24 protein-coding genes, 4 tRNA genes and 2 rRNA genes (1 of these 30 only partly in view) are annotated in these 26,810 nt (G+C 56.9%); all 30 read left to right on the forward strand.

The features are described 5' to 3' along the window. Nucleotides 1–1,611: ribosomal RNA gene (locus tag OZ911_RS02375) — 23S ribosomal RNA — on the forward strand (it extends 1,282 nt beyond the left edge of the window). Nucleotides 1,612–1,745: 134 nt separating this feature from the next. Next, nucleotides 1,746–1,861 (forward strand): 5S ribosomal RNA (gene rrf, locus OZ911_RS02380). 262 nt (nt 1,862–2,123) lie between these two features. Then, nucleotides 2,124–3,083 (forward strand): bifunctional biotin--[acetyl-CoA-carboxylase] ligase/biotin operon repressor BirA, encoded by a 960-nt coding sequence (gene birA / locus OZ911_RS02385; RefSeq protein WP_031312439.1) that lies wholly within the window; start codon nt 2,124–2,126, stop codon nt 3,081–3,083. Beyond that, entirely contained in the window at nt 3,073–3,822 is a 750-nt protein-coding gene (locus OZ911_RS02390; protein ID WP_016484645.1) for a pantothenate kinase, read from the forward strand. The genes birA and OZ911_RS02390 overlap by 11 nt, the downstream gene beginning before the upstream one ends. A 7-nt stretch (nt 3,823–3,829) precedes the next feature. Beyond that, entirely contained in the window at nt 3,830–4,255 is a 426-nt protein-coding gene (locus OZ911_RS02395; protein ID WP_016484646.1) for a hypothetical protein, read from the forward strand. A 152-nt stretch (nt 4,256–4,407) separates the two neighbouring features. Further along, a tRNA-Tyr gene (locus OZ911_RS02400) sits at nt 4,408–4,491 on the forward strand. A 24-nt stretch (nt 4,492–4,515) separates the two neighbouring features. After that, nucleotides 4,516–4,589 (forward strand) — tRNA-Gly (locus OZ911_RS02405). A gap of 29 nt (nt 4,590–4,618) precedes the next feature. Next, nucleotides 4,619–4,694 (forward strand) — tRNA-Thr (locus OZ911_RS02410). Nucleotides 4,695–4,772: 78 nt separating this feature from the next. Then, nucleotides 4,773–5,966: an elongation factor Tu gene (gene tuf, locus OZ911_RS02415; protein ID WP_016484647.1), complete on the forward strand. Its 1,194-nt coding sequence runs from the start codon at nt 4,773–4,775 to the stop codon at nt 5,964–5,966. A gap of 54 nt (nt 5,967–6,020) precedes the next feature. Continuing rightward, nucleotides 6,021–6,096, forward strand: a tRNA-Trp gene (locus OZ911_RS02420). A gap of 44 nt (nt 6,097–6,140) precedes the next feature. After that, entirely contained in the window at nt 6,141–6,509 is a 369-nt protein-coding gene (gene secE, locus OZ911_RS02425; RefSeq protein ID WP_016484648.1) for a preprotein translocase subunit SecE, read from the forward strand. A gap of 9 nt (nt 6,510–6,518) precedes the next feature. After that, a complete protein-coding gene (gene nusG, locus OZ911_RS02430; protein WP_003255501.1) occupies nt 6,519–7,052 on the forward strand; it encodes a transcription termination/antitermination protein NusG in 534 nt (177 codons plus the stop codon). Between the two features lie 119 nt (nt 7,053–7,171). Continuing rightward, nucleotides 7,172–7,603, forward strand: a complete 432-nt coding sequence (rplK, locus tag OZ911_RS02435) for a 50S ribosomal protein L11 (protein ID WP_003255500.1) — start codon at nt 7,172–7,174, stop codon at nt 7,601–7,603. Then, complete coding sequence (gene rplA / locus OZ911_RS02440; RefSeq protein ID WP_016392127.1) at nt 7,603–8,298, forward strand: 50S ribosomal protein L1; 696 nt, start codon at nt 7,603–7,605, stop codon at nt 8,296–8,298. The genes rplK and rplA overlap by 1 nt, the downstream gene beginning before the upstream one ends. A 197-nt stretch (nt 8,299–8,495) precedes the next feature. Continuing rightward, nucleotides 8,496–8,996, forward strand: a complete 501-nt coding sequence (gene rplJ / locus OZ911_RS02445) for a 50S ribosomal protein L10 (RefSeq protein WP_016484649.1) — start codon at nt 8,496–8,498, stop codon at nt 8,994–8,996. Nucleotides 8,997–9,073: 77 nt separating this feature from the next. Further along, complete coding sequence (rplL, locus tag OZ911_RS02450; RefSeq protein ID WP_007957596.1) at nt 9,074–9,439, forward strand: 50S ribosomal protein L7/L12; 366 nt, start codon at nt 9,074–9,076, stop codon at nt 9,437–9,439. A gap of 220 nt (nt 9,440–9,659) precedes the next feature. After that, nucleotides 9,660–13,733, forward strand: coding sequence for a DNA-directed RNA polymerase subunit beta (rpoB, locus tag OZ911_RS02455; protein WP_016484650.1), 4,074 nt, complete (start codon nt 9,660–9,662; stop codon nt 13,731–13,733). A gap of 64 nt (nt 13,734–13,797) precedes the next feature. Further along, nucleotides 13,798–17,997, forward strand: coding sequence for a DNA-directed RNA polymerase subunit beta' (rpoC, locus tag OZ911_RS02460; protein ID WP_016484651.1), 4,200 nt, complete (start codon nt 13,798–13,800; stop codon nt 17,995–17,997). Nucleotides 17,998–18,208: 211 nt separating this feature from the next. Next, complete coding sequence (gene rpsL, locus OZ911_RS02465) at nt 18,209–18,580, forward strand: 30S ribosomal protein S12 (protein WP_003255492.1); 372 nt, start codon at nt 18,209–18,211, stop codon at nt 18,578–18,580. A gap of 106 nt (nt 18,581–18,686) precedes the next feature. After that, on the forward strand, nt 18,687–19,157 hold the full coding sequence (gene rpsG, locus OZ911_RS02470) for a 30S ribosomal protein S7 (protein ID WP_003246741.1): 471 nt from the start codon (nt 18,687–18,689) through the stop codon (nt 19,155–19,157). Nucleotides 19,158–19,187: 30 nt separating this feature from the next. Further along, nucleotides 19,188–21,332 (forward strand): elongation factor G, encoded by a 2,145-nt coding sequence (gene fusA / locus OZ911_RS02475; RefSeq protein WP_016484652.1) that lies wholly within the window; start codon nt 19,188–19,190, stop codon nt 21,330–21,332. A 27-nt stretch (nt 21,333–21,359) separates the two neighbouring features. Further along, nucleotides 21,360–22,553: an elongation factor Tu gene (gene tuf, locus OZ911_RS02480; RefSeq protein ID WP_016484647.1), complete on the forward strand. Its 1,194-nt coding sequence runs from the start codon at nt 21,360–21,362 to the stop codon at nt 22,551–22,553. Nucleotides 22,554–22,695: 142 nt separating this feature from the next. Next, nucleotides 22,696–23,007: a 30S ribosomal protein S10 gene (rpsJ, locus tag OZ911_RS02485; protein WP_003186070.1), complete on the forward strand. Its 312-nt coding sequence runs from the start codon at nt 22,696–22,698 to the stop codon at nt 23,005–23,007. Nucleotides 23,008–23,087: 80 nt separating this feature from the next. Continuing rightward, nucleotides 23,088–23,723 carry a 50S ribosomal protein L3 gene (gene rplC / locus OZ911_RS02490; protein ID WP_003257089.1) on the forward strand — a complete coding sequence of 212 codons (636 nt, stop codon included), beginning with the start codon at nt 23,088–23,090 and terminating at the stop codon, nt 23,721–23,723. Between the two features lie 12 nt (nt 23,724–23,735). Next, nucleotides 23,736–24,338 (forward strand): 50S ribosomal protein L4, encoded by a 603-nt coding sequence (rplD, locus tag OZ911_RS02495; protein ID WP_003255485.1) that lies wholly within the window; start codon nt 23,736–23,738, stop codon nt 24,336–24,338. Then, nucleotides 24,335–24,634, forward strand: a complete 300-nt coding sequence (rplW, locus tag OZ911_RS02500) for a 50S ribosomal protein L23 (RefSeq protein WP_003255484.1) — start codon at nt 24,335–24,337, stop codon at nt 24,632–24,634. The genes rplD and rplW overlap by 4 nt, the downstream gene beginning before the upstream one ends. Before the next feature lie 14 nt (nt 24,635–24,648). Next, nucleotides 24,649–25,473 (forward strand): 50S ribosomal protein L2, encoded by an 825-nt coding sequence (rplB, locus tag OZ911_RS02505; RefSeq protein WP_008089816.1) that lies wholly within the window; start codon nt 24,649–24,651, stop codon nt 25,471–25,473. 16 nt (nt 25,474–25,489) lie between these two features. Continuing rightward, entirely contained in the window at nt 25,490–25,765 is a 276-nt protein-coding gene (gene rpsS, locus OZ911_RS02510; protein WP_003255482.1) for a 30S ribosomal protein S19, read from the forward strand. Between the two features lie 11 nt (nt 25,766–25,776). Continuing rightward, nucleotides 25,777–26,109 (forward strand): 50S ribosomal protein L22, encoded by a 333-nt coding sequence (gene rplV, locus OZ911_RS02515; protein ID WP_003103908.1) that lies wholly within the window; start codon nt 25,777–25,779, stop codon nt 26,107–26,109. 13 nt (nt 26,110–26,122) lie between these two features. Further along, the gene (rpsC, locus tag OZ911_RS02520; protein ID WP_003255481.1) at nt 26,123–26,809 is read left to right on the forward strand and encodes a 30S ribosomal protein S3; all 687 of its coding nucleotides are present in this window, start codon (nt 26,123–26,125) and stop codon (nt 26,807–26,809) included. Nucleotide 26,810 lies beyond the last annotated feature (1 nt).

The following is a 26,810-nucleotide window of genomic DNA, read 5'->3' on the forward strand; positions in this document are numbered from 1 at the left end:
CACGCCGAAAGACCAAGGTTTCCTGCGCAACGTTAATCGACGCAGGGTTAGTCGGTCCCTAAGGCGAGGCTGAAAAGCGTAGTCGATGGAAAACAGGTTAATATTCCTGTACTTCCAGTTATTGCGATGGAGGGACGGAGAAGGTTAGGCCAGCCTGGCGTTGGTTGTCCAGGTTTAAGGTGGTAGGCTGAAATCTTAGGCAAATCCGGGATTTCAAGGTCGAGAGCTGATGACGAGTTGCCATTAGGCGACGAAGTGGTTGATACCATGCTTCCAAGAAAAGCTCCTAAGCTTCAGATAACTGGGAACCGTACCCCAAACCGACACAGGTGGTTAGGTAGAGAATACCAAGGCGCTTGAGAGAACTCGGGTGAAGGAACTAGGCAAAATGGCACCGTAACTTCGGGAGAAGGTGCGCCGGCGAGGGTCAAGGACTTGCTCCGTAAGCCCATGCCGGTCGAAGATACCAGGCCGCTGCGACTGTTTATTAAAAACACAGCACTCTGCAAACACGAAAGTGGACGTATAGGGTGTGACGCCTGCCCGGTGCCGGAAGGTTAATTGATGGGGTTAGCGCAAGCGAAGCTCTTGATCGAAGCCCCGGTAAACGGCGGCCGTAACTATAACGGTCCTAAGGTAGCGAAATTCCTTGTCGGGTAAGTTCCGACCTGCACGAATGGCGTAACGATGGCGGCGCTGTCTCCACCCGAGACTCAGTGAAATTGAAATCGCTGTGAAGATGCAGTGTATCCGCGGCTAGACGGAAAGACCCCGTGAACCTTTACTATAGCTTTGCACTGGACTTTGAATTTGCTTGTGTAGGATAGGTGGGAGGCTTTGAAGTGGGGACGCCAGTTCTCATGGAGCCATCCTTGAAATACCACCCTGGCAACTTTGAGGTTCTAACTCAGGTCCGTTATCCGGATCGAGGACAGTGTATGGTGGGTAGTTTGACTGGGGCGGTCTCCTCCCAAAGAGTAACGGAGGAGTACGAAGGTGCGCTCAGACCGGTCGGAAATCGGTCGTAGAGTATAAAGGCAAAAGCGCGCTTGACTGCGAGACACACACGTCGAGCAGGTACGAAAGTAGGTCTTAGTGATCCGGTGGTTCTGTATGGAAGGGCCATCGCTCAACGGATAAAAGGTACTCCGGGGATAACAGGCTGATACCGCCCAAGAGTTCATATCGACGGCGGTGTTTGGCACCTCGATGTCGGCTCATCACATCCTGGGGCTGAAGCCGGTCCCAAGGGTATGGCTGTTCGCCATTTAAAGTGGTACGCGAGCTGGGTTTAGAACGTCGTGAGACAGTTCGGTCCCTATCTGCCGTGGACGTTTGAGATTTGAGAGGGGCTGCTCCTAGTACGAGAGGACCGGAGTGGACGAACCTCTGGTGTTCCGGTTGTCACGCCAGTGGCATTGCCGGGTAGCTATGTTCGGAAGAGATAACCGCTGAAAGCATCTAAGCGGGAAACTTGCCTCAAGATGAGATCTCACTGGGATCTTGAATCCCCTAAAGGGCCGTCGAAGACTACGACGTTGATAGGTTGGGTGTGTAAGCGCTGTGAGGCGTTGAGCTAACCAATACTAATTGCCCGTGAGGCTTGACCATATAACACCCAAGCAATTTGCTGACGCAGATTGCAGTGGTGAAGATGATACGAACCGAAAGTTCGCAACGAACCACAAACATCACATATCCGGATTCGCTGGGCTGTCCATCTGGACATTCTGGCTACAGAATTTCTTGACGACCATAGAGCATTGGAACCACCTGATCCCATCCCGAACTCAGCAGTGAAACGATGCATCGCCGATGGTAGTGTGGGGTTTCCCCATGTGAGAGTAGGTCATCGTCAAGATTCATTTCGCAAAACCCCTATCTGCGCATGCAGGTAGGGGTTTTGTCTTTGTGGGCAAAAAAATTCTGCCCAGCTCGAATCCCTGTGGGAGCGGGCTTGTCCCGCGAACACGGGCGAAGCCCGTGCCATTCACCTCGCAGCCTGTTTCGCGGGCACGCCCGCTGCCACAAGGCAGGGCGCACGCCAGGTATGCAGGCCCTTTTCCTATGCAAGCCAACAGCCCATGGCTATCATGCCTGCCTTATTCCAAGTCGAGACTGGCATGCTGAAGTTGTTGAACCTCCTCAAGGATGGCCGGTTCCATTCCGGAGAAGCTCTGGGGGCAGCCCTCGGGGTGAGTCGCAGCGCCGTTTGGAAGCAGCTGCAGCACCTGGAGAGCGAGCTGAACCTCACCATTCACAAGGTTCGTGGGCGCGGCTACCAGCTGGCGGCACCGCTGGCTTTGCTCGAGGCACAGGCTATCGCCGGGTTTGCCGAAGGCGAGCAGTGGCCGGTTTTCATCCACGAAATCATCGACTCGACCAACGCCGAAGGCTTGAGGCTTGCCAATCAAGGGCAGGTAGCGCCATTTATCGTCTTGGCTGAGCGGCAAAGCGCAGGCCGCGGGCGACGTGGCAGGCAATGGGTCAGCCCATTTGCCGAAAACCTCTATTACAGCCTTGTCTTGCGTGTGGATGGCGGCATGCGCCAGCTCGAAGGCTTGAGCCTGGTGGTGGGTGTTGCAGTGATGCGTACTCTGCAGGCATTCGGCGTAAAGGATGTCGGGCTCAAATGGCCCAATGACGTGCTGGTTCGCGGGCAGAAGATAACTGGCATTCTCCTGGAGCTGGTGGGTGACCCGGCCGATGTCTGTCATGTGGTACTGGGTATCGGTATCAATGTGAACATGCAGGTCAATGGCCAAGTCGACCAGGAGTGGACCTCAATGCGGCGTGAGCTGGGTGCGGCGATAGACCGCAACCACCTGGTGGCGTCGCTCAATCAGCAATTGCAGCACGAATTGGCACGCCATCGTCGTTACGGTTTTGCCGCATTCCAGGAGGAATGGGAGCAGGCGCACCTGTGGCAGGGGCGCACTGTTTCACTGGTTGCCGGTAGCACGCGTATTGATGGCGTGGTTCTTGGCGTCGACGGGCAGGGCGGCTTGCGCCTTGAGGTGGACGGAGTTGAAAAGAGCTTCAGTGGTGGTGAGCTCAGTTTGAGGTTGCGTGATGATTCTTGAGCTCGACTGCGGTAATAGCTTCATCAAGTGGCGCGTAATCCATACCGCTGATGCAGTGATTGAAGGTGGCGGGATCGTCGATTCCGATCAAGCGCTGCTGGCTGAAGTGGCTGCGCTGGCATCGGTACGTCTGACCGGGTGCCGCATCGTCAGTGTGCGCAGCGAGGAAGAAACCGATGCGCTTTGTGCGTTGATAGCCCAGGCATTTACCGTGCAGGCGCATGTTGCGCATCCGGCCCAGCGCATGGCCGGTGTGCGCAACGGTTATGATGACTATCAGCGTCTGGGCATGGACCGTTGGCTGGCAGCGCTGGGTGCATTTCACCTGGCCAAGGGCGCGTGCCTGGTGATCGACCTTGGTACCGCTGCTAAAGCGGACTTTGTGGCCGCAGACGGCGAACACCTGGGTGGCTACATCTGCCCGGGCATGCCATTGATGCGCAGTCAGTTGCGTACCCACACCCGGCGAATCCGTTATGACGATGACTCTGCCGAGCGCGCATTGACCAGTTTGTCGCCGGGCCGCTCTACTGTCGAAGCGGTCGAGCGTGGCTGCGTGTTGATGCTTCAGGGCTTTGCACGTACGCAGCTCGAGCAGGCGCGTGCGCTGTGGGGGGATGAATTCACGGTGTTCCTCACCGGGGGCGATGCGCCGCTGGTGAGGGAGGCCGTGCCGCAGGCGCGTGTCGTCCCTGACCTGGTTTTTGTTGGTCTGGCCATGGCCTGCCCATTGGATTGAGGTGCCTATGCGTTGGTTGTTTCTGTTGTTACTGGTGCTCAACGTCTTCTATTACGTTTGGCATCAGCAGGAAGCACCGCTGAAGGTCAAGGAAGTCGCTCCCCTGTCGTTGTACAAGGGGAATCAGCAAGAAATCCGTCTGTTGCGTGAAACGGGTCTGTCGGCGCCACCCAGGCGCCGTGATGAGTGCCTGGTGGTGGGGGGGGTAACAGGGCAGGAGCAGCTGGATGCACTGCGTCAGCGCTTGCTGAGCCTAGATATTGCCACTTTGCCAGTGGTGGGGCAGTTGCCTGGAGCAGATGGGCGCTGGCTCAAGGTTGCCCCGGAAAGCGAGCGTTTGCTGGACCAAACGGTGCTTTCGGCTCTTTCCAATGATTTCAAAGACTTAAAACATAAAATTATTTTCTGCCAGGGTATTGCAACTGGTGAATAGCTTGATAGAATGGCGCCCGCTTCACAGGGAACACCACTCAGGTGGTAGAACTAGAAGCGGTGTCAAAGCAGCTAAGTTTCAGATTTGATTGAAAAAATTTGAAAAAACGCTTGACACTGGGACGGCAGACAAATAGAATGCCGGCCACATCTGGAGGGATTCCCGAGCGGTCAAAGGGGACGGACTGTAAATCCGTTGCGAGAGCTTCGAAGGTTCGAATCCTTCTCCCTCCACCAGTTTTAGCGAGAGCCGCAAGCTCCGCGGGTATAGTTTAGTGGTAGAACCTCAGCCTTCCAAGCTGATGATGCGGGTTCGATTCCCGCTACCCGCTCCAAGTTTGCTGGATTTTGCGCAAAGTGTTTCGCTCTTGTAGCTCAGTTGGTAGAGCACACCCTTGGTAAGGGTGAGGTCAGCGGTTCAAGTCCGCTCAAGAGCTCCATATAAACAAGGCAGATATGAAAATATCTGCCTTTGTTTTATCAGCGCAAGACTATTTCTTCTGCGGAGGATTGTATCGATGGCTAAGGAAAAGTTTGATCGTTCCCTTCCCCACGTTAACGTCGGCACTATCGGCCACGTTGACCACGGTAAGACCACTCTGACCGCAGCTCTGACTCGCGTCTGCTCCGAAGTTTTCGGTTCGGCAGTCGTTGAGTTCGACAAGATCGACTCGGCTCCGGAAGAAAAAGCGCGCGGTATCACCATCAACACCGCTCACGTCGAGTACAACTCGAACATTCGTCACTACGCTCACGTTGACTGCCCAGGTCACGCTGACTACGTGAAGAACATGATCACCGGTGCTGCCCAGATGGACGGCGCGATCCTGGTTTGCTCGGCCGCCGATGGTCCGATGCCACAAACCCGTGAGCACATCCTGCTGTCCCGTCAGGTTGGCGTTCCGTACATCGTGGTCTTCCTGAACAAGGCTGACCTGGTAGACGACGCTGAGCTGCTGGAACTGGTCGAGATGGAAGTTCGCGACCTGCTGTCCACCTATGACTTCCCAGGCGACGACACCCCGATCATCATCGGTTCGGCTCGTATGGCGCTGGAAGGCAAAGACGACAACGAGATGGGCACCTCCGCCGTCAAGAAGCTGGTTGAAACTCTGGACAGCTACATCCCAGAGCCAGAGCGTGCTATCGACAAGCCGTTCCTGATGCCAATCGAAGACGTATTCTCGATCTCGGGTCGTGGTACCGTTGTTACCGGTCGTATCGAGCGTGGTATCGTCCGCGTTCAGGATCCGCTGGAAATCGTTGGTCTGCGTGACACCACCACCACCACCTGCACCGGTGTTGAGATGTTCCGCAAGCTGCTGGACGAAGGTCGTGCTGGCGAGAACTGCGGCGTTCTGCTGCGTGGTACCAAGCGTGACGACGTTGAGCGTGGCCAGGTTCTGGTCAAGCCAGGTTCGGTCAAGCCGCACACCAAGTTCACCGCAGAAGTCTACGTCCTGTCGAAGGAAGAAGGCGGTCGTCACACTCCGTTCTTCAAAGGCTACCGTCCTCAGTTCTACTTCCGTACCACTGACGTGACCGGTAACTGCGAACTGCCGGAAGGCGTTGAAATGGTAATGCCAGGTGACAACATTCAGATGACTGTTACCCTGATCAAGACCATCGCAATGGAAGACGGTCTGCGCTTCGCTATCCGTGAAGGCGGTCGTACCGTCGGCGCCGGCGTCGTAGCAAAAATTATTGAATAAGTAGTTGATTTACTTGATCAGGCCGGTATAATGGCCGGCCTGATACAGCGTTACAGGTCAGTAGCTCAATTGGCAGAGCGACGGTCTCCAAAACCGTAGGTTGGGGGTTCGATTCCCTCCTGACCTGCCATTTCACTTCGGTGTGATGGCTTTCTTCTCACAGGATCCTCCTTGATGACTCCCAAAACTGAAGCCCAAGAATCGCGTTTTGATCTGTTCAAGTGGCTGGCTGTAGTTGCTTTGGTGGTTGTAGCTGTTGTGGGTAATCAGTATTACTCCGCCTCTCCGATCCTGTATCGCGTTCTCGCACTTCTCGTCCTGGCTGCTGTCGCAGGCTTTGTAGCTCTGCAGACTGCGAAGGGCAAGTCGTTCTTTGCGTTGGCGAAGGAAGCTCGTACCGAAATCCGTAAAGTCGTGTGGCCGACCCGCCAGGAAACCACCCAGACCACGCTGATTGTCGTGGCTGTCGTGCTGGTTATGGCACTGCTGCTGTGGGGTCTAGATTCCCTGCTCGGCTGGGCGGTCTCCCTGATCGTTGGCTAAAGGTGTCCCGTGGCTAAGCGTTGGTATGTTGTGCATGCTTACTCGGGTTACGAGAAGCATGTAATGCGCTCCCTGATTGAGCGCGTCAAGCTGGCTGGCATGGAAGACGGTTTCGGCGAGATCTTGGTTCCGACCGAAGAAGTCGTCGAAATGCGCAACGGCCAGAAGCGCAAGAGTGAGCGTAAATTCTTCCCTGGCTATGTACTGGTCCAGATGGAGATGAACGAAGGGACTTGGCACTTGGTCAAGGACACCCCTCGTGTGATGGGCTTTATTGGCGGTACCGCAGACAAGCCTGCACCGATCACCGATAAAGAAGCTGAAGCTATCCTGCGTCGCGTTGCTGACGGTAGCGACAAGCCGAAGCCGAAGACACTGTTCGAGCCAGGTGAAGTGGTTCGTGTCATTGACGGTCCGTTCGCTGACTTCAATGGTAGTGTCGAAGAGGTTAACTACGAAAAGAGTCGCCTCCAGGTGGCGGTGCTCATTTTCGGTCGCTCTACTCCGGTGGAGCTCGAGTTCAGCCAGGTCGAAAAGGTCTAGGCGGACGAAGCATCCCAAACCCCGCAGCCCTGTGTGTTGCGGGGTTTTGTCGTCACTGGGATAAAACGCAAGTCATCCGGGGAGCCATCAGGCGTTCGTACCCGATTTTGGAGTAGCTCATGGCTAAGAAGATTCAGGCTTACATCAAGCTGCAAGTTAAGGCCGGCCAGGCCAACCCAAGCCCACCCGTTGGTCCAGCACTGGGCCAACACGGTGTGAACATCATGGAATTCTGCAAGGCCTTCAACGCCCGTACCCAGGGTCAAGAAGCCGGCCTGCCGACTCCTGTGATCATCACTGTCTACAGCGACCGTAGCTTCACCTTCGAGACCAAGAGCACCCCTGCCTCGGTTCTGCTGAAGAAAGCTGCTGGCCTGACCAGTGGTTCGGCTCGTCCGAACACCGTTAAAGTCGGTACCGTTACCCGTGCTCAGCTGGAAGATATCGCCAAGGCAAAACAGGCTGATCTGACCGCTGCTGACCTGGACGCTGCTGTACGCACCATCGCTGGCTCTGCCCGCAGCATGGGCCTGAACGTGGAGGGTGTGTAATGGCTAAGCTGACCAAACGCCAAAAGGCAATCGCCGAAAAAATCGAAGCAGGCAAGGCCTACAACTTCGAAGAAGCGGCAACTCTGCTGGCCTCGCTGCCTGCTGCCAAGTTCGTCGAGTCCTACGACATCGCCGTTAACCTCGGTGTTGACCCGCGTAAATCCGACCAGGTCGTTCGTAGCGCTACTGTGCTGCCACACGGCACTGGCAAGACCGTTCGCGTTGCTGTCTTCACCCAGGGTCCAGCTGCTGAAGCCGCTCTGGCTGCCGGCGCTGACCGCGTAGGTATGGACGATCTGGCTGCCGAAATGAAAGCCGGCGATCTGAACTATGACGTCGTCATCGCATCGCCTGATGCCATGCGCGTTGTAGGTCAGCTGGGTCAGGTTCTGGGTCCTCGCGGCCTGATGCCTAACCCGAAAGTTGGTACCGTTAGCCCAGACGTAGCCACTGCCGTGAAAAACGCCAAGGCTGGTCAGGTTCGCTACCGTACCGACAAAAACGGTATTATCCACACCTCCGTTGGCAAGGTCGGCTTTGAAGCTGGCAAGCTGAAGGAAAACGTTGAAGCCCTGATCGCTGATCTGAAGCGTATCAAACCAGCTTCGTCGAAAGGTATCTACGTCAAGCGCGTTACCCTGAGCACCACCATGGGCCCAGGTCTGGTCATCGATCAGAGCTCGCTGAACGTGTAAGAACATGGCGGTGCGATTCGTCTCGCCGCCAGCAAAAATTGGGGTCCCTGCCTGGCGGGGGCTATCCAAGACCGTAGGTGGCGCAAGCCTTAAAACACCAGCCCACGCAGATGGTGCTCCCGATTCGTTACCGAATCAGACACCAAAACGACATCCGGCTTCGGCCAGATGAAACGGTAAAAACCAGGAGTAAACCCGTGGCAATTAAACTCGAAGACAAGAAGGCCATCGTCGCTGAAGTCAACGAGGCTGCCAAAGTCGCTCTGTCCGCTGTTGTGGCTGATGCCCGTGGTGTGACTGTAAGCGCAATGACCGGACTCCGTAAAGAGGCCCGCGAGGCTGGCGTTTACGTACGTGTCGTACGTAACACCCTGCTCAAGCGCGCTGTTGAAGGCACCGAGTTTTCGGTCCTCAACGACGCGTTCAAGGGCCCGACCCTGATTGCTTTCTCCAACGAACACCCGGGCGCTGCTGCTCGTCTGTTCAAAGAGTTCGCCAAGGGTCAGGACAAGTTCGAGATCAAGGCAGCTGCGTTTGACGGCAATTTCATTGCAGCGAACCAGATCGACGTGTTGGCTACCCTGCCGACCCGCGACGAAGCTATTGCACGACTGATGAGCGTTATTCAAGGCGCCACCAGCAAGCTGGCTCGTACTCTGGCAGCCATTCGCGACCAGAAAGAAGCTACCGCTGCCTAAGGCACGCGAACTCTTTCAAAATCATTTGTTTAATTTGATGGCTGCGTAGGCCTTCACCCCAATACAGGATTTAAGTCATGTCCCTGACTAACGAGCAAATCATCGAAGCAATCGGCCAGAAAACCGTTCTGGAAGTTGTTGAGCTGATCAAAGCAATGGAAGAAACCTTCGGCGTGACCGCTGCTGTTGCCGCTGCTGGCCCAGCTGCTGCTGCCGCTGTTGTTGAAGAGCAGACCGAGTTCAACGTTGTTCTGGTTGAAGCCGGCGAGAAGAAAGTGAACGTGATTAAAGCCGTTCGCGAGCTGACCGGTCTGGGCCTGAAAGAAGCCAAAGAGAAAGTCGATGGCGCTCCTCAGGTTGTAGCTGAAGGCGTTTCGAAAGAAGCCGCTGAAGACGCTAAGAAGAAGCTGGAAGAAGCAGGCGCTAAAGTCGAGCTGAAGTAATTTCGACTTTGCGATGCCAGCCTGAGCGTTGAGCACAAGGCTGATGGCTGGTGGCTTATGCCACCGGCCTTTTTCCGTTATTGGCGGTCGGTCAAGCCGGCCCCGATAACAAGCTGCAAGACACCCACGTGGGTGGCGCAAACCAAGGGGTTTGCACGATTTTCTGGCTGCTCCCGCCGGGAGAAGCCAAACAAGCAGGTGACCAAGCTGGGGAACGCTGATGGCTTACTCATACACTGAGAAAAAACGTATCCGCAAGGACTTTAGCAAGTTGCCGGACGTCATGGATGTGCCTTACCTCCTGGCCATCCAGCTGGATTCGTATCGCGAATTCCTGCAAGCGGGAGCATCCAAGGATCAGTTCCGCGACGTCGGCCTGCACGCGGCCTTCAAATCGGTATTCCCGATCATCAGCTACTCCGGCAATGCTGCCCTGGAGTATGTAGGCTATCGCCTGGGCGAGCCTGCCTTCGATGTGAAGGAATGTGTCCTGCGTGGCGTGACCTTCGCGGTCCCACTGCGGGTCAAGGTGCGCCTGATCATCTTCGACAAGGAATCGTCGAACAAAGCGATCAAGGACATCAAAGAGCAAGAAGTCTACATGGGTGAAATCCCCCTGATGACTGAGAACGGTACCTTCGTTATCAACGGTACCGAGCGTGTGATCGTTTCCCAGCTGCACCGTTCGCCTGGTGTGTTCTTCGACCACGACCGTGGCAAGACTCACAGCTCCGGCAAGCTGCTGTACTCCGCTCGCATCATCCCTTACCGCGGTTCCTGGCTGGACTTCGAGTTCGACCCGAAAGACTGCGTGTTCGTACGTATCGACCGTCGCCGCAAACTGCCGGCGTCGGTGCTGTTGCGCGCCCTGGGTTACAGCACTGAAGAAGTGCTGAACACCTTCTACACCACCAACGTGTTCCACATTTCCGGCGAAAAACTCAGCCTGGAACTCGTGCCGCAGCGTCTGCGTGGTGAAGTTGCGGTCATGGACATCCATGACGAAACCGGCAAGGTCATTGTCGAGCAGGGCCGCCGTATTACTGCGCGCCACATCAACCAGCTCGAGAAGGCCGGCGTCAAGCAGCTGGACGTTCCAATGGAATACGTCCTGGGTCGCACCACTGCCAAGGCCATCGTGCACCCGGCTACTGGCGAGATCCTGGCTGAGTGCAATACCGAGCTGACCACTGATCTGCTGATCAAAGTCGCCAAGGCACAGGTCGTCCGTATCGAGACCCTGTACACCAACGACATTGATTGCGGTCCGTTCATCTCCGACACCCTGAAGATCGACACCACCAGCAACCAGCTGGAAGCCCTGGTCGAGATCTACCGCATGATGCGTCCAGGCGAGCCGCCGACCAAGGATGCCGCCGAGACCCTGTTCAACAACCTGTTCTTCAGCGCCGAGCGTTACGACCTGTCTGCTGTCGGCCGCATGAAGTTCAACCGTCGTATCGGTCGTACCGAGATCGAAGGTTCAGGCGTGCTGAGCAAGGAAGACATCGTCGAGGTCCTCAAGACCCTGGTCGATATCCGTAACGGCAAAGGCATCGTCGACGACATCGACCACCTGGGTAACCGTCGCGTACGTTGCGTCGGCGAGATGGCCGAGAACCAGTTCCGCGTTGGCCTGGTGCGTGTAGAGCGCGCGGTCAAGGAACGTCTGTCGATGGCGGAAAGCGAAGGCTTGATGCCGCAGGACCTGATCAACGCCAAGCCGGTTGCGGCGGCGGTGAAAGAGTTCTTCGGTTCCAGCCAGCTGTCCCAGTTCATGGACCAGAACAACCCGCTCTCCGAGATCACCCACAAGCGCCGCGTCTCTGCGCTCGGCCCGGGCGGTCTGACCCGTGAGCGTGCTGGCTTCGAAGTCCGTGACGTACACCCGACTCACTACGGCCGTGTGTGCCCGATCGAGACCCCTGAAGGTCCGAACATCGGTCTGATCAACTCCCTGGCGGCCTATGCCCGCACCAACCAGTACGGCTTCCTGGAAAGCCCGTACCGTGTGGTGAAGGAAGGCGTTGTCAGCGACGACATCGTGTTCCTGTCGGCAATCGAAGAAGCGGATCACGTCATCGCCCAGGCTTCGGCCGCGATGAACGACAAGAAGCAACTGATCGATGAGCTGGTAGCTGTTCGTCACCTGAACGAATTCACCGTCAAGGCGCCGGAAGACGTCACCCTGATGGACGTTTCGCCGAAGCAGGTAGTTTCCGTTGCTGCGTCGCTGATTCCGTTCCTCGAGCACGACGACGCCAACCGTGCGTTGATGGGTTCGAACATGCAGCGTCAGGCTGTACCGACCCTGCGTGCTGACAAGCCGCTGGTAGGTACCGGCATGGAGCGCAACGTTGCCCGTGACTCCGGTGTCTGCGTGGTTGCTCGCCGTGGTGGCGTGATCGACTCGGTCGACGCCAGCCGTATCGTTGTTCGCGTCAACGACGACGAGGTGGAAACCGGCGAAGCAGGTGTAGATATCTACAACCTGACCAAGTACACCCGCTCGAACCAGAACACCTGCATCAACCAGCGTCCGCTGGTCAGCAAGGGTGACAAGGTTCAGCGTAGCGACATCATGGCCGACGGCCCGTCCACCGACATGGGTGAGCTGGCACTGGGTCAGAACATGCGCATCGCGTTCATGGCGTGGAACGGCTTCAACTTCGAAGACTCCATCTGCCTGTCCGAGCGTGTGGTCCAGGAAGATCGCTTCACCACCATCCACATTCAGGAACTGACCTGTGTGGCGCGTGACACCAAGCTTGGCCCAGAGGAAATCACTGCGGACATCCCGAACGTGGGTGAAGCTGCACTGAACAAACTGGACGAAGCCGGTATTGTCTACGTGGGTGCTGAAGTCGGCGCTGGTGACATCCTGGTTGGCAAGGTCACGCCAAAAGGCGAAACCCAGCTGACTCCGGAAGAAAAACTGCTGCGCGCAATCTTCGGTGAGAAGGCGAGCGACGTTAAAGACACCTCCTTGCGCGTGCCAACTGGCACCAAGGGCACTGTCATTGACGTACAGGTCTTCACCCGTGATGGCGTCGAGCGCGATAGCCGCGCTCTGGCCATCGAGAAGATGCAGCTGGACGAGATTCGCAAGGACCTCAACGAAGAGTTCCGCATCGTCGAAGGTGCAACCTTCGAGCGTCTGCGTTCTGCCCTGAACGGCCAGGTGGTCGACGGTGGCGCGGGCCTGAAGAAAGGCACCGTGGTCACCGACGAAGTGCTGGACGGTCTGGAGCACGGCCAGTGGTTCAAACTGCGCATGGCTGAAGATGCACTGAATGAGCAGCTGGAAAAGGCTCAACAGTACATCGTCGACCGTCGCCGTCTGCTGGACGACAAGTTCGAAGACAAGAAGCGCAAGCTGCAGCAGGGCGATGACCTGGCTCCGGGCGTACTTAAGATCGTCAAGGTCTACCTGGCAATTCGCCGTCGCATCCAGCCGGGTGACAAGATGGCTGGTCGTCACGGTAACAAGGGTGTTGTCTCGGTCATCATGCCGGTTGAAGACATGCCGCACGATGCCAACGGTACTCCGGTCGACGTCGTACTGAACCCGCTGGGTGTACCTTCGCGTATGAACGTTGGTCAGATCCTCGAAACCCACCTGGGCCTCGCGGCCAAGGGCCTGGGCGAAAAGATCGACCGCATGATCGAAGAGCAACGCAAGGCTGCTGAGCTGCGCGTATTCCTGACCGAGGTCTACAACGAGATCGGCGGTCGTCAGGAAAACCTCGCCGAGTTCACCGACGAAGAGATCCTGGCCCTGGCACACAACTTGAAGAAGGGCGTGCCGATGGCTACTCCGGTCTTCGATGGTGCCAAGGAAAGCGAGATCAAGGCCATGCTGAAGCTGGCCGATCTGCCAGAGAGCGGCCAGATGGTGCTGTTCGATGGCCGCACCGGCAACAAGTTCGAGCGTCCGGTGACCGTTGGTTACATGTACATGCTCAAGCTGAACCACTTGGTGGACGACAAGATGCACGCGCGTTCCACTGGTTCCTACAGCCTGGTTACCCAGCAGCCGCTGGGTGGTAAGGCGCAGTTCGGTGGTCAGCGTTTCGGGGAGATGGAAGTGTGGGCGCTGGAAGCATATGGCGCGGCATACACCCTGCAAGAAATGCTCACAGTGAAGTCGGACGACGTGAACGGCCGTACCAAGATGTACAAGAACATCGTGGATGGCGATCACCGTATGGAGCCGGGCATGCCCGAGTCCTTCAACGTGTTGATCAAAGAGATCCGTTCGCTCGGTATCGATATCGATCTGGAAACCGAATAACACGTGACGCGAAGGGGGGTGGGGCAGGTAATGCCCGCTCCCTGCTCCGCCAGGAGGAAAGGCCTTGAAAGACCTACTGAATTTGCTGAAAAACCAGGGTCAAGTCGAAGAGTTCGACGCCATCCGTATCGGTCTGGCGTCGCCTGAAATGATCCGTTCGTGGTCGTTCGGTGAAGTTAAGAAGCCGGAAACCATCAACTACCGTACGTTCAAACCTGAGCGTGACGGCCTGTTCTGCGCCAAGATCTTTGGCCCAGTCAAGGACTACGAGTGCCTGTGCGGCAAGTACAAGCGCCTCAAGCACCGCGGCGTGATCTGCGAGAAGTGCGGCGTTGAAGTTGCCCTGGCCAAGGTTCGTCGTGAGCGCATGGCGCACATCGAACTGGCCTCGCCGGTCGCCCACATCTGGTTCCTGAAGTCGCTGCCGTCCCGTATCGGCCTGCTGATGGACATGACCCTGCGTGATATCGAACGCGTGCTCTACTTCGAGAGCTATGTCGTTATCGACCCAGGCATGACCACCCTGGAAAAGGGCCAGCTGCTGAACGACGAGCAGTACTTCGAAGCGCTGGAAGAGTTCGGTGACGATTTCGATGCCCGCATGGGTGCCGAAGCTGTCCGCGAACTGCTGCACGCTATCGACCTGGAGCACGAGATCGGTCGCCTGCGCGAAGAGATTCCGCAGACCAACTCGGAAACCAAGATCAAGAAGCTGTCCAAGCGCCTGAAGCTGATGGAAGCTTTCCAGGGCTCGGGCAACCTGCCTGAGTGGATGGTCCTGACCGTCCTGCCAGTACTGCCACCGGACCTGCGTCCGCTGGTCCCGCTGGATGGCGGCCGCTTCGCGACCTCCGACCTGAACGACCTGTATCGTCGGGTGATCAACCGTAACAACCGTCTGAAGCGCCTGCTGGATCTGTCGGCGCCAGACATCATCGTGCGCAACGAAAAGCGCATGCTGCAGGAGGCGGTCGACGCCCTGCTGGACAACGGCCGTCGCGGTCGCGCCATCACTGGCTCGAACAAGCGTCCGCTGAAGTCGCTGGCCGACATGATCAAAGGTAAGCAAGGTCGCTTCCGTCAGAACTTGCTCGGTAAGCGTGTGGACTACTCTGGCCGTTCGGTAATTACCGTAGGCCCGACCCTGCGTCTGCACCAGTGCGGTCTGCCGAAGAAGATGGCCCTCGAGCTGTTCAAACCGTTCATTTTCGGCAAGCTGGAAATGCGTGGTCTGGCGACCACCATCAAGGCTGCCAAGAAGATGGTCGAGCGCGAGCTGCCAGAGGTGTGGGACGTTCTCGCCGAAGTGATTCGCGAACACCCCGTACTGCTCAACCGTGCACCGACCCTGCACCGTCTGGGTATCCAGGCTTTTGAACCGGTTCTGATCGAAGGTAAGGCTATCCAGCTGCACCCGCTGGTCTGTGCCGCGTACAACGCCGACTTCGACGGTGACCAGATGGCCGTTCACGTGCCGCTGACGCTGGAAGCCCAGCTCGAAGCGCGCGCGCTGATGATGTCGACCAACAACATCCTGTCGCCAGCCAACGGTGAGCCAATCATCGTACCGTCGCAGGACGTGGTACTGGGTCTGTATTACATGACCCGTGAAGCCATCAACGCCAAGGGCGAAGGTCGCGTATTTGCCGACCTGCAGGAAGTCGACCGCGTATTCCGCGCCGGCGAAGCTGCGCTGCACGCGAAAATCAAGGTTCGTATCAACGAAACCGTGAAAGATCGCGACGGCAGCGTTACCAAGAACACCCGTATTGTCGACACCACGGTCGGCCGCGCGCTGCTGTTCCAGGTTGTACCGGCAGGCCTGCCGTACGACGTGGTCAACCAGCCGATGAAGAAGAAGGCGATCTCCAAGCTGATCAACCAGTGCTACCGCGTGGTTGGTCTGAAAGAGACCGTTATCTTCGCTGACCAGCTGATGTACACCGGTTTCGCTTACTCCACCATCTCTGGCGTGTCCATTGGTGTGAACGACTTTGTCATCCCTGATGAGAAAGCGCGCATCATCAACAGCGCTACCGATGAAGTGAAGGAAATCGAGAGCCAGTACGCCTCCGGCCTGGTAACCCAGGGCGAGAAGTACAACAAGGTCATCGACTTGTGGTCGAAGGCGAACGACGAAGTGTCCAAGGCGATGATGGCCAACCTCTCGAAAGAGAAGGTCATCGACCGCGAAGGCAAAGAAGTCGAGCAAGAGTCCTTCAACTCGATGTACATGATGGCTGACTCTGGTGCGCGGGGTTCCGCAGCCCAGATCCGTCAGCTGGCCGGTATGCGTGGCCTGATGGCCAAGCCGGACGGCTCGATCATCGAGACGCCGATCACTGCGAACTTCCGTGAAGGTCTGAGCGTACTCCAGTACTTCATCTCGACTCACGGTGCTCGTAAAGGTCTGGCGGATACCGCGTTGAAGACTGCGAACTCCGGTTACCTGACCCGTCGTCTGGTAGACGTTGCGCAAGACCTGGTTGTAACCGAGATCGATTGCGGTACCGACCATGGCTTGCTGATGACTCCGCACATTGAAGGCGGTGACGTTGTAGAGCCGCTGGGTGAGCGTGTACTGGGCCGTGTCATTGCCCGTGACGTGTTCAAGCCAGGCACCGAGGACGTCATCGTTCCGGCCGGTACGCTGGTAGACGAGCAGTGGGTCGAGTTCATCGAGCTGAACAGCATCGACGAAGTTATCGTGCGTTCGCCGATCAACTGCGAAACCCGCTACGGCATCTGCGCCAAGTGCTACGGTCGTGACCTGGCGCGTGGTCACCAGGTGAACATCGGTGAAGCTGTCGGCGTTATCGCTGCTCAGTCGATCGGTGAGCCGGGTACCCAGCTGACCATGCGTACGTTCCACATCGGTGGTGCTGCGAGCCGTACTTCGGCTGCCGACAGCGTCCAGGTGAAGAACGGCGGTATGGTACGTCTGCACAACCTGAAGCAGGTCGTGCGTGCCGATGGCAACCTGGTTGCTGTGTCGCGTTCTGGCGAGCTGGCCATTGCTGACGAATTCGGTCGTGAGCGTGAGCGTTACAAGCTGCCTTACGGTGCGGTAATTTCGGTCAAGGAAGGTGAGAAGGTCGAAGCTGGCGCCATCGTCGCCAAGTGGGACCCGCACACCCACCCGATCGTTACCGAGCTGAAAGGTACCGTGACCTTCGTGGGCATGGAAGAAAACATCACCATCAAGCGCCAGACCGACGAACTGACCGGCCTGACCAACATTGAAGTACTGGACGTCAAGGATCGCCCTGCCGCAGGCAAGGAAATCCGTCCGGCAATCAAGATGGTCGACGCCAATGGCAAGGACCTGTACCTGCCAGGTACCGATGTACCGGCGCAGTACTTCCTGCCAGCCAACGCCTTGGTTGGTGTTGCTGACGGTGCCCAGATCGGTGTTGGTGACGTTATCGCGCGTATCCCGCAAGAAACGTCGAAGACCCGTGACATCACCGGTGGTCTGCCACGCGTAGCTGACTTGTTCGAAGCGCGTCGTCCGAAAGAAGCCTCGATTCTGGCTGAAGTCAGCGGCACCATCGCGTTCGGTAAAGAGACCAAGGGCAAGCGTCGCCTGGTCATCACGCCGACCGACGGCAGCGATCCGTACGAAGAGCTGATTCCGAAGTGGCGCCACCTGAACGTCTTCGAAGGTGAACAGGTAAACCGCGGCGAAGTTATCTCCGACGGCCCGAGCGATCCGCACGACATCCTGCGTCTGCTGGGTGTGAGCGCCCTGGCGAAGTACATCGTCAACGAGATCCAGGACGTTTACCGTCTGCAAGGCGTGAAGATCAACGACAAGCACATCGAGACCATCCTGCGTCAGATGCTGCGCAAGGTCGAGATCTCCGAGTCGGGCGATTCCAGCTTCATCAAGGGCGACCAGATGGAACTGACTCACGTACTGGTCGAGAACGAGCGTCTCGCCAGCGAAGACAAGTTCATCTCGAAGTTCACTCGCGTGTTGTTGGGTATCACCAAGGCGTCGCTGTCGACCGAATCGTTCATCTCCGCGGCTTCCTTCCAGGAAACCACCCGCGTACTGACCGAAGCGGCGGTAACCGGCAAGCGCGATTACCTGCGCGGCCTGAAAGAGAACGTGGTCGTGGGTCGTCTGATCCCGGCCGGTACCGGTCTGGCCTACCACAGCGAGCGCAAGCGTCGCCGTGAAGCCGACAAACCGCTGCGTGTAAGCGCCAGTGAGGTGGAAGCCGCACTGACCGAAGCGCTGAATTCCAGCGGTAACTAAGTACAGGGCAGGGCCCCGGCAAGCTTCGATCGATCATCGGCGACATGAAATGTTGCCGATGATCGGGCGAGGAGGGCCGGGGCCTTGTCTTGACTGGGTGCAAGATCCTCCGTAGACTTTTGTACCCTTAAATTTGGTGAGGCTCCGTCTCGCCAATTTTTGGCTTTCTTGCAAGACAATAGAGTCGCAAGACAATCAGTGGAGCTAGTAGATGGCAACTATCAACCAGCTGGTACGTCAGCCGCGTAAGCGTTCGGTCGAGAAGTCCGACGTTCCTGCGCTGCAGAACTGCCCGCAACGTCGTGGCGTGTGCACCCGTGTGTACACCACCACGCCGAAAAAACCTAACTCGGCACTGCGTAAAGTATGCCGTGTGCGTCTGACCAACGGTTTCGAGGTTTCCTCGTACATCGGCGGTGAAGGCCACAACCTGCAAGAGCACAGCGTCGTTCTGATCCGTGGCGGCCGTGTAAAAGACTTGCCAGGTGTTCGTTACCACACCGTTCGCGGCTCTCTGGATACTTCGGGCGTCAAAGGCCGTAACCAGGGTCGTTCGAAGTACGGTACCAAGCGTCCGAAGTAATCGGCCGTTTGCACATATCCAATTTTTTGAGTCGATAAGAGTAAGGTCGGGCAGGGGTCGAAGACCCACGTCCCGGGCTAACCTGAAGACCGTTTGAGGGCTTATCATGCCAAGACGTCGTGTAGCAGCAAAACGTGAGATTCTGGACGATCCTAAATACGGATCCCAAATCCTCGCCAAGTTCATGAACCACGTGATGGAAAGCGGCAAGAAGGCTGTAGCCGAGCGCATCGTTTACGGTGCCCTGGATACCGTCAAAGCACGCAAGAACAGCGACCCCCTGGAAATCTTCGAGAAAGCTCTCGACGCCATCGCTCCGCTGGTCGAAGTAAAGTCCCGCCGTGTCGGCGGTGCCACTTACCAGGTCCCGGTTGAAGTTCGTCCATCCCGTCGTAATGCTCTGGCAATGCGCTGGCTCGTAGACTACGCCCGCAAGCGTGGCGAGAAGTCGATGGCTCTGCGCCTGGCTGGCGAGCTGCTGGATGCTGCTGAAGGCAAAGGTGCTGCAGTCAAGAAGCGTGAAGACGTTCACCGTATGGCTGAAGCCAACAAAGCGTTCTCGCACTACCGCTTCTAATTCAAGCATCAATCATTTTGCGAGGGCTTTATGGCTCGTACTACAGCAATTAACCGCTATCGTAACATTGGTATCTGTGCCCACGTTGACGCGGGCAAGACCACCACTACCGAGCGGATCCTGTTCTACACAGGTCTGAGCCACAAGATGGGCGAGGTGCATGATGGCGCCGCGACCACCGACTGGATGGTGCAGGAGCAGGAGCGGGGTATCACCATTACCTCCGCTGCCGTTACCACCTTCTGGAAAGGCTCTGTTGGTCAGTATGACAACTACCGTGTAAACGTCATCGATACCCCTGGCCACGTTGACTTCACTATTGAAGTAGAGCGTTCGCTGCGCGTACTCGACGGCGCTGTCGTTGTGTTCTGCGGTACCTCCGGCGTTGAGCCTCAGTCCGAAACCGTATGGCGTCAGGCCAACAAGTACGGCGTTCCACGTGTTGTCTACGTGAACAAGATGGACCGTGCCGGTGCAAACTTCCTGCGCGTCGTAGGTCAGATCAAGAACCGTCTGGGTCACACCCCGGTTCCTGTTCAGCTGGCCATCGGTTCGGAAGATAACTTCCAGGGTCAGGTTGACCTGATCAAGATGAAGGCTATCTACTGGAACGACGACGACAAAGGCACCACTTATCGCGAGGAAGAAATTCCTGCCGATATGCTGGAGCTGGCTCAAGAGTGGCGCTCCAACATGGTTGAAGCGGCTGCCGAGTCCAGCGAAGAGCTGATGAACAAGTACCTGGAAGGCGAAGAGCTGACCGTCGAAGAGATCAAAGCCGGTCTGCGCGCGCGCACCCTGGCCAGCGAAATCGTACCGGCTGTCTGCGGTTCGTCGTTCAAGAACAAGGGTGTTCCCCTGGTTCTCGACGCCGTCATCGACTACCTGCCAGCTCCGACCGAGATTCCTGCGATCCAGGGTATCAACCCGGATGACAAGGAACTGGACAAAGAAGATCCGGCTGTTCGTAAAGACGTGCGTCACGCTGACGACGACGAGCCGTTCTCGGCTCTGGCGTTCAAGATCGCGACTGACCCGTTCGTGGGTACTCTGACCTTCGTTCGCGTCTACTCGGGTGTTCTGACCTCCGGTGACTCCGTCATCAACTCGGTCAAGGGCAAGAAAGAGCGCGTTGGTCGTATGGTGCAGATGCACGCCAACCAGCGTGAAGAAATCAAGGAAGTGCGCGCTGGCGACATCGCTGCACTGATCGGCATGAAGGACGTGACCACGGGCGAAACCCTGTGCAACGCCGACAAGCCAATCATCCTTGAGCGTATGGACTTCCCTGAGCCGGTCATTTCGCTCTCCGTAGAGCCGAAAACCAAGGCTGACCAGGAGAAGATGGGTATTGCACTGGGCAAGCTGGCCCAGGAAGACCCGTCGTTCCGCGTCAAGACCGACGAAGAGACTGGCCAGACCATCATCTCGGGTATGGGTGAGCTGCACCTGGACATCCTCGTTGACCGCATGAAGCGCGAGTTCAACGTCGAAGCCAACATCGGCAAGCCGCAGGTTTCGTACCGCGAGAAGATCACCAAGTCCAACGTCGAGATCGAAGGCAAGTTCGTTCGTCAGTCGGGCGGTCGTGGTCAGTTCGGTCACTGCTGGATCCGTTTCTCGGAGCCGGATCAGGACGAAAAAGGCAACATCACCGAAGGTCTGGTGTTCTCCAACGAAGTCGTTGGTGGTGTGATTCCTAAGGAATTCATCGCCCCGATCCAGAAGGGTATCGAAGAGCAGATGAAGAACGGCGTTGTTGCCGGCTATCCTCTGATCGGCCTGAAGGCCGCGGTATTCGATGGTTCGTATCACGACGTCGACTCCAACGAAATGGCGTTCAAAATCGCCGCTTCGATGGCGACCAAGCAACTGGCCCAGAAGGGCGGTGGCGTGGTTCTCGAGCCGATCATGAAGGTTGAAGTTGTAACCCCGGAAGACTACCTGGGTGACGTGATGGGTGACCTGAACCGTCGTCGTGGTCTGGTCCAGGGTATGGATGAATCGGTCTCTGGCCGTGTCGTCCGCGCTGAAGTACCGCTCGGAGAGATGTTCGGTTACGCAACCGACGTTCGTTCCATGTCTCAGGGTCGCGCAAGCTACTCCATGGAATTCTCCAAATACGCCGAAGCTCCGTCGAACATCGTCGAAGCACTCGTTAAAAAACAAGGCTAATCCCCTTTAGGCAAGAGGTTCACTGTCGTGGCTAAAGAAAAATTTGATCGTTCCCTTCCCCACGTTAACGTCGGCACTATCGGCCACGTTGACCACGGTAAGACCACTCTGACCGCAGCTCTGACTCGCGTCTGCTCCGAAGTTTTCGGTTCGGCAGTCGTTGAGTTCGACAAGATCGACTCGGCTCCGGAAGAAAAAGCGCGCGGTATCACCATCAACACCGCTCACGTCGAGTACAACTCGAACATTCGTCACTACGCTCACGTTGACTGCCCAGGTCACGCTGACTACGTGAAGAACATGATCACCGGTGCTGCCCAGATGGACGGCGCGATCCTGGTTTGCTCGGCCGCCGATGGTCCGATGCCACAAACCCGTGAGCACATCCTGCTGTCCCGTCAGGTTGGCGTTCCGTACATCGTGGTCTTCCTGAACAAGGCTGACCTGGTAGACGACGCTGAGCTGCTGGAACTGGTCGAGATGGAAGTTCGCGACCTGCTGTCCACCTATGACTTCCCAGGCGACGACACCCCGATCATCATCGGTTCGGCTCGTATGGCGCTGGAAGGCAAAGACGACAACGAGATGGGCACCTCCGCCGTCAAGAAGCTGGTTGAAACTCTGGACAGCTACATCCCAGAGCCAGAGCGTGCTATCGACAAGCCGTTCCTGATGCCAATCGAAGACGTATTCTCGATCTCGGGTCGTGGTACCGTTGTTACCGGTCGTATCGAGCGTGGTATCGTCCGCGTTCAGGATCCGCTGGAAATCGTTGGTCTGCGTGACACCACCACCACCACCTGCACCGGTGTTGAGATGTTCCGCAAGCTGCTGGACGAAGGTCGTGCTGGCGAGAACTGCGGCGTTCTGCTGCGTGGTACCAAGCGTGACGACGTTGAGCGTGGCCAGGTTCTGGTCAAGCCAGGTTCGGTCAAGCCGCACACCAAGTTCACCGCAGAAGTCTACGTCCTGTCGAAGGAAGAAGGCGGTCGTCACACTCCGTTCTTCAAAGGCTACCGTCCTCAGTTCTACTTCCGTACCACTGACGTGACCGGTAACTGCGAACTGCCGGAAGGCGTTGAAATGGTAATGCCAGGTGACAACATTCAGATGACTGTTACCCTGATCAAGACCATCGCAATGGAAGACGGTCTGCGCTTCGCTATCCGTGAAGGCGGTCGTACCGTCGGCGCCGGCGTCGTGGCCAAAATCATCGAGTAATCACTCGACCGATTGAAAAAGGCCTCCGCTCAGCGGGGGCTTTTTTTATTGGGTTGACACTAAATTGGGGCGTCTATAGAATCACGCCTCCTTTTAGCGGGCGTAGTGCGTCCGTTGGGAACAGCCTGGAGTCTGAAATCCAATGCAAAATCAGCAAATCCGTATCAGGTTGAAGGCTTTCGACCATCGCCTGATCGACCAATCCACCCAGGAAATCGTGGAAACCGCGAAACGTACTGGTGCACAAGTGCGTGGTCCGATTCCACTGCCTACCCGCAAAGAGCGTTTCACCGTTCTGGTCTCCCCGCACGTCAACAAAGACGCGCGTGACCAGTACGAGATTCGCACTCATAAGCGTGTTCTGGACATCGTCCAGCCAACGGATAAAACCGTTGACGCGCTGATGAAGCTTGATCTGGCGGCAGGTGTGGAAGTTCAGATCAGCCTCGGCTAAGACTTCGGTCTAGTCGTGTAACGCTCTGAAATGGGCGGCCATAGCGGGTGAAAGCCCCGTACACTCATGAGGTTTACAACATGACTATTGGTGTAATCGGTCGCAAATGCGGTATGACCCGCATTTTCACCGAAGAAGGTGTCTCCATTCCGGTCACGGTCATTGAGATCGAGCCGAATCGCGTCACCCAGTTCAAAACTGAGGAAACCGATGGCTACCGTGCAGTGCAAGTCACTGTCGGCGAGCGTCGTGCTTCGCGTGTGACTGCCGCTCAGGCAGGCCACTTCGCCAAAGCTAACGTTGCCGCTGGTCGCGGTGTTTGGGAGTTCCGTCTTGAAGAAGGCGATTTCCAGGCTGGCGATCTGATCAAAGCTGAACTCTTCACTGCAGGCCAGCTGGTAGACGTTACTGGTCAGTCCAAAGGTAAAGGCTTCGCCGGTACCATCAAGCGCTGGAACTTCCGTGGTCAGGACAACACCCACGGTAACTCCGTGTCGCACCGTGTGCCTGGTTCCATCGGCCAGTGCCAGACTCCTGGTCGTGTGTTCAAGGGCAAGAAAATGTCCGGTCACATGGGCGCCGAGCGCGTGACTGTTCAGTCCCTGGAAGTAGTTCGCGTAGACGCTGAACGCAACCTGCTGCTCGTCAAGGGTGCCGTTCCTGGCGCTACTGGCGGCGACGTGGTTGTACGTCCAGCTGTCAAGGCTCGCGGTTAAGGGGAAACTGACATGCAACTCAATGTAAATGACGCTCAGGCGATCGAAGTTTCCGAACTGACTTTCGGTGGCGAATTCAACGAGACGCTGGTACACCAAGCAGTCGTGGCCTACATGGCCGGCGGCCGTCAGGGCACCAAGCAGCAAAAGACCCGTTCCGACGTGGCTGGTGGCGGTAAGCGCCCATGGCGTCAGAAGGGTACTGGCCGTGCTCGTGCTGGTACCACTCGTGGTCCGATCTGGCGTGGCGGTGGTGTAACCTTCGCAGCTCGCCCTCAAGATCACTCGCAAAAGCTCAACAAGAAGATGTATCGCGCAGCTCTGCGCTCCATCCTCGCTGAGTTGGTGCGTAGCGACCGTCTGGTCGTGGTTCAGGACTTCGCTGTTGAAGCACCGAAAACCAAAGATCTGCTGAACAAGCTGAACGGCATGGGTCTGAGCGACGTACTGATCGTTTCCGACGCTGTTGATCAGAACCTGTACCTGGCTGCTCGCAACCTGCCGCACGTCGACGTACGTGACGTACAAGGTTCCGACCCGGTCAGTCTGATCGCATACGAGAAAGTGTTGATCACTGTCTCGGCCGTGAAGAAATTCGAGGAGCTGCTGGGATGAACCAGGAACGCGTATTTAAAGTCCTCCTTGGCCCGCACGTTTCCGAGAAGGCTACCGTTCTGGCTGAGAAAAAAGGCCAGTTCGTATTCAAGGTTGCTACCGATGCAACCAAGCTGGAAATCAAGAAAGCTGTCGAAGGCCTGTTCAACGTAAAAGTTGAAAACGTGTCGACTGTTAACGTTCTGGGTAAAACCAAGCGTACCGCACGTGGTCTGGGCAAGCGTAATGACTGGAAGAAGGCGATCGTCTCCCTTCAGCCAGGCCAAGATCTCGATTTCAGCAGCAGTGCTGAGTAAGGAAGGGGTGCATCATGGCAATCGTTAAATGCAAACCGACTTCCCCTGGCCGCCGTTTCGTGGTCAAGGTGGTCAACAAGGAGCTGCACAAAGGCGCTCCTCACGCACCGCTGCTCGAGAAGAAATCGAAGTCTGGTGGTCGTAACAACAATGGCCGCATTACCACTCGTCACGTTGGTGGTGGTCATAAGCAGCATTACCGTCTGGTTGACTTCCGTCGCAACGACAAAGATGGCATTCCAGCCACTGTCGAGCGTATCGAATACGACCCGAACCGTACTGCTCACATCGCCCTGCTGTGCTACGCAGACGGTGAGCGTCGCTACATCATCGCCCCTAAAGGCGTGAGCGCTGGCGACCAGCTGATCGCAGGTGCCCTGGCCCCAATCAAGGCCGGTAACTCCCTGCAGCTGCGCAACATCCCAGTAGGTAGCACCATTCACGGCGTCGAACTGAAGCCGGGTAAAGGTGCTCAGATCGCTCGTTCCGCTGGTGCTTCGGCTCAGCTGATCGCTCGTGACGGCGTATACGTGACTCTGCGTCTGCGTTCCGGTGAAATGCGTAAAGTACTGGCTGAGTGCCGTGCGACCCTGGGCGAAGTCTCGAACTCCGAGCACAGCCTGCGTTCGCTGGGTAAAGCGGGTGCCAAACGCTGGCGCGGCGTTCGCCCAACCGTTCGTGGTGTTGCCATGAACCCGGTTGACCACCCACATGGTGGTGGTGAAGGTCGTACCTCCGGTGGTCGTCATCCGGTATCGCCATGGGGCTTCCCAACCAAGGGTGCTAAAACCCGTGGTAATAAGCGTACCGACAACATGATCGTCCGTCGTCGCAAGTAACTAGAGGGATACGACAGTGCCACGTTCTCTGAAAAAAGGTCCTTTTATCGATCTTCACCTGTTGAAGAAGGTCGAAGTGGCGGTGGAGAAGAACGATCGCAAGCCAGTTAAAACCTGGTCGCGTCGCTCGATGATCCTGCCACAAATGGTCGGTCTGACCATCGCGGTTCACAACGGTCGCCAGCATGTTCCAGTTCTCGTGAACGAAGACATGGTCGGCCACAAACTGGGCGAGTTCGCCGGTACCCGCACCTATCGCGGGCACGTGGCTGACAAGAAAGCCAAGCGTTAAGGGGTAAGGAAATGGAAGTAGCCGCTAAGTTGTCGGGCGCTCGCATCTCCGCCCAGAAAGCCCGCTTGGTCGCCGACCAGATCCGCGGGAAGAAGGTGGGCGAAGCGCTCAACCTGTTGGCCTTCAGCAGCAAAAAAGCCGCTGAAATCATGAAGAAAGTCCTCGAGTCGGCCGTAGCCAACGCCGAACACAACGAAGGCGCAGACGTTGATGACCTGAAGGTCTCCACCGTCTTCGTCAACGAAGGGCGTTCGCTGAAGCGTATCATGCCACGTGCCAAAGGCCGTGCTGATCGCATCGTCAAGCGGTCTTGCCATATCACTGTCAAGGTTGCGGACAAGTAACGGAGTCGATCAGATGGGTCAGAAAGTACATCCCACTGGCATTCGCCTGGGAATCGTCAAGGAGCACACCTCCGTCTGGTACGCAGACGGTGCTACTTACGCAGATTACCTGTTGAAGGATCTGAAAACGCGTGAGTACCTCCAAGACAAACTAAAAAGCGCGTCCGTAAGCCGTATCGATATTCATCGTCCGGCTCAAACTGCACGCATCACCATCCACACCGCTCGTCCCGGTATCGTTATCGGTAAGAAAGGTGAAGATGTTGAGAAGCTGCGTCAGGACCTGACCAAGCAGATGGGTGTGCCTGTGCACATCAACATCGAAGAGATCCGCAAGCCGGAACTCGACGCTATGCTGGTTGCGCAGAGCGTAGCTCAGCAGCTGGAACGCCGCGTAATGTTCCGTCGCGCCATGAAGCGCGCCGTACAGAACGCCATGCGTATTGGTGCCAAGGGCATCAAGATCCAGGTGAGCGGTCGTCTCGGCGGTGCCGAGATTGCTCGTACCGAGTGGTATCGCGAAGGTCGTGTGCCTCTGCACACCCTGCGTGCCGATATCGACTACAACACCTACGAAGCTCACACCACTTACGGTGTGATCGGTGTGAAGGTTTGGATCTTCAAAGGCGAAGTTATTGGTGGTCGCCAAGAAGAACTGAAACCACAAGCACCAGCGCCTCGTAAAAAAGCTGCTAAGTAAG

This window comes from Pseudomonas fortuita (assembly GCF_026898135.2).
Taxonomy (GTDB): Bacteria; Pseudomonadota; Gammaproteobacteria; order Pseudomonadales; family Pseudomonadaceae; genus Aquipseudomonas; species Aquipseudomonas fortuita.

What these genes read in the sequence shown, in the direction of transcription:
- birA (WP_031312439.1), top strand. Translation starts at nt 2,124, where the DNA reads ATGCTGAAGTTGTTGAACCTCCTCAAGGATGGCCGGTTCCATTCCGGA.
- OZ911_RS02390 (WP_016484645.1), top strand. Translation starts at nt 3,073, where the DNA reads ATGATTCTTGAGCTCGACTGCGGTAATAGCTTCATCAAGTGGCGCGTA.
- OZ911_RS02395 (WP_016484646.1), top strand. Translation starts at nt 3,830, where the DNA reads ATGCGTTGGTTGTTTCTGTTGTTACTGGTGCTCAACGTCTTCTATTAC.
- tuf (WP_016484647.1), top strand. Translation starts at nt 4,773, where the DNA reads ATGGCTAAGGAAAAGTTTGATCGTTCCCTTCCCCACGTTAACGTCGGC.
- secE (WP_016484648.1), top strand. Translation starts at nt 6,141, where the DNA reads ATGACTCCCAAAACTGAAGCCCAAGAATCGCGTTTTGATCTGTTCAAG.
- rplK (WP_003255500.1), top strand. Translation starts at nt 7,172, where the DNA reads ATGGCTAAGAAGATTCAGGCTTACATCAAGCTGCAAGTTAAGGCCGGC.
- rplA (WP_016392127.1), top strand. Translation starts at nt 7,603, where the DNA reads ATGGCTAAGCTGACCAAACGCCAAAAGGCAATCGCCGAAAAAATCGAA.
- rplL (WP_007957596.1), top strand. Translation starts at nt 9,074, where the DNA reads ATGTCCCTGACTAACGAGCAAATCATCGAAGCAATCGGCCAGAAAACC.
- rpoB (WP_016484650.1), top strand. Translation starts at nt 9,660, where the DNA reads ATGGCTTACTCATACACTGAGAAAAAACGTATCCGCAAGGACTTTAGC.
- rpsL (WP_003255492.1), top strand. Translation starts at nt 18,209, where the DNA reads ATGGCAACTATCAACCAGCTGGTACGTCAGCCGCGTAAGCGTTCGGTC.
- rpsG (WP_003246741.1), top strand. Translation starts at nt 18,687, where the DNA reads ATGCCAAGACGTCGTGTAGCAGCAAAACGTGAGATTCTGGACGATCCT.
- fusA (WP_016484652.1), top strand. Translation starts at nt 19,188, where the DNA reads ATGGCTCGTACTACAGCAATTAACCGCTATCGTAACATTGGTATCTGT.
- rpsJ (WP_003186070.1), top strand. Translation starts at nt 22,696, where the DNA reads ATGCAAAATCAGCAAATCCGTATCAGGTTGAAGGCTTTCGACCATCGC.
- rplC (WP_003257089.1), top strand. Translation starts at nt 23,088, where the DNA reads ATGACTATTGGTGTAATCGGTCGCAAATGCGGTATGACCCGCATTTTC.
- rplD (WP_003255485.1), top strand. Translation starts at nt 23,736, where the DNA reads ATGCAACTCAATGTAAATGACGCTCAGGCGATCGAAGTTTCCGAACTG.
- rplW (WP_003255484.1), top strand. Translation starts at nt 24,335, where the DNA reads ATGAACCAGGAACGCGTATTTAAAGTCCTCCTTGGCCCGCACGTTTCC.
- rplB (WP_008089816.1), top strand. Translation starts at nt 24,649, where the DNA reads ATGGCAATCGTTAAATGCAAACCGACTTCCCCTGGCCGCCGTTTCGTG.
- rplV (WP_003103908.1), top strand. Translation starts at nt 25,777, where the DNA reads ATGGAAGTAGCCGCTAAGTTGTCGGGCGCTCGCATCTCCGCCCAGAAA.
- rpsC (WP_003255481.1), top strand. Translation starts at nt 26,123, where the DNA reads ATGGGTCAGAAAGTACATCCCACTGGCATTCGCCTGGGAATCGTCAAG.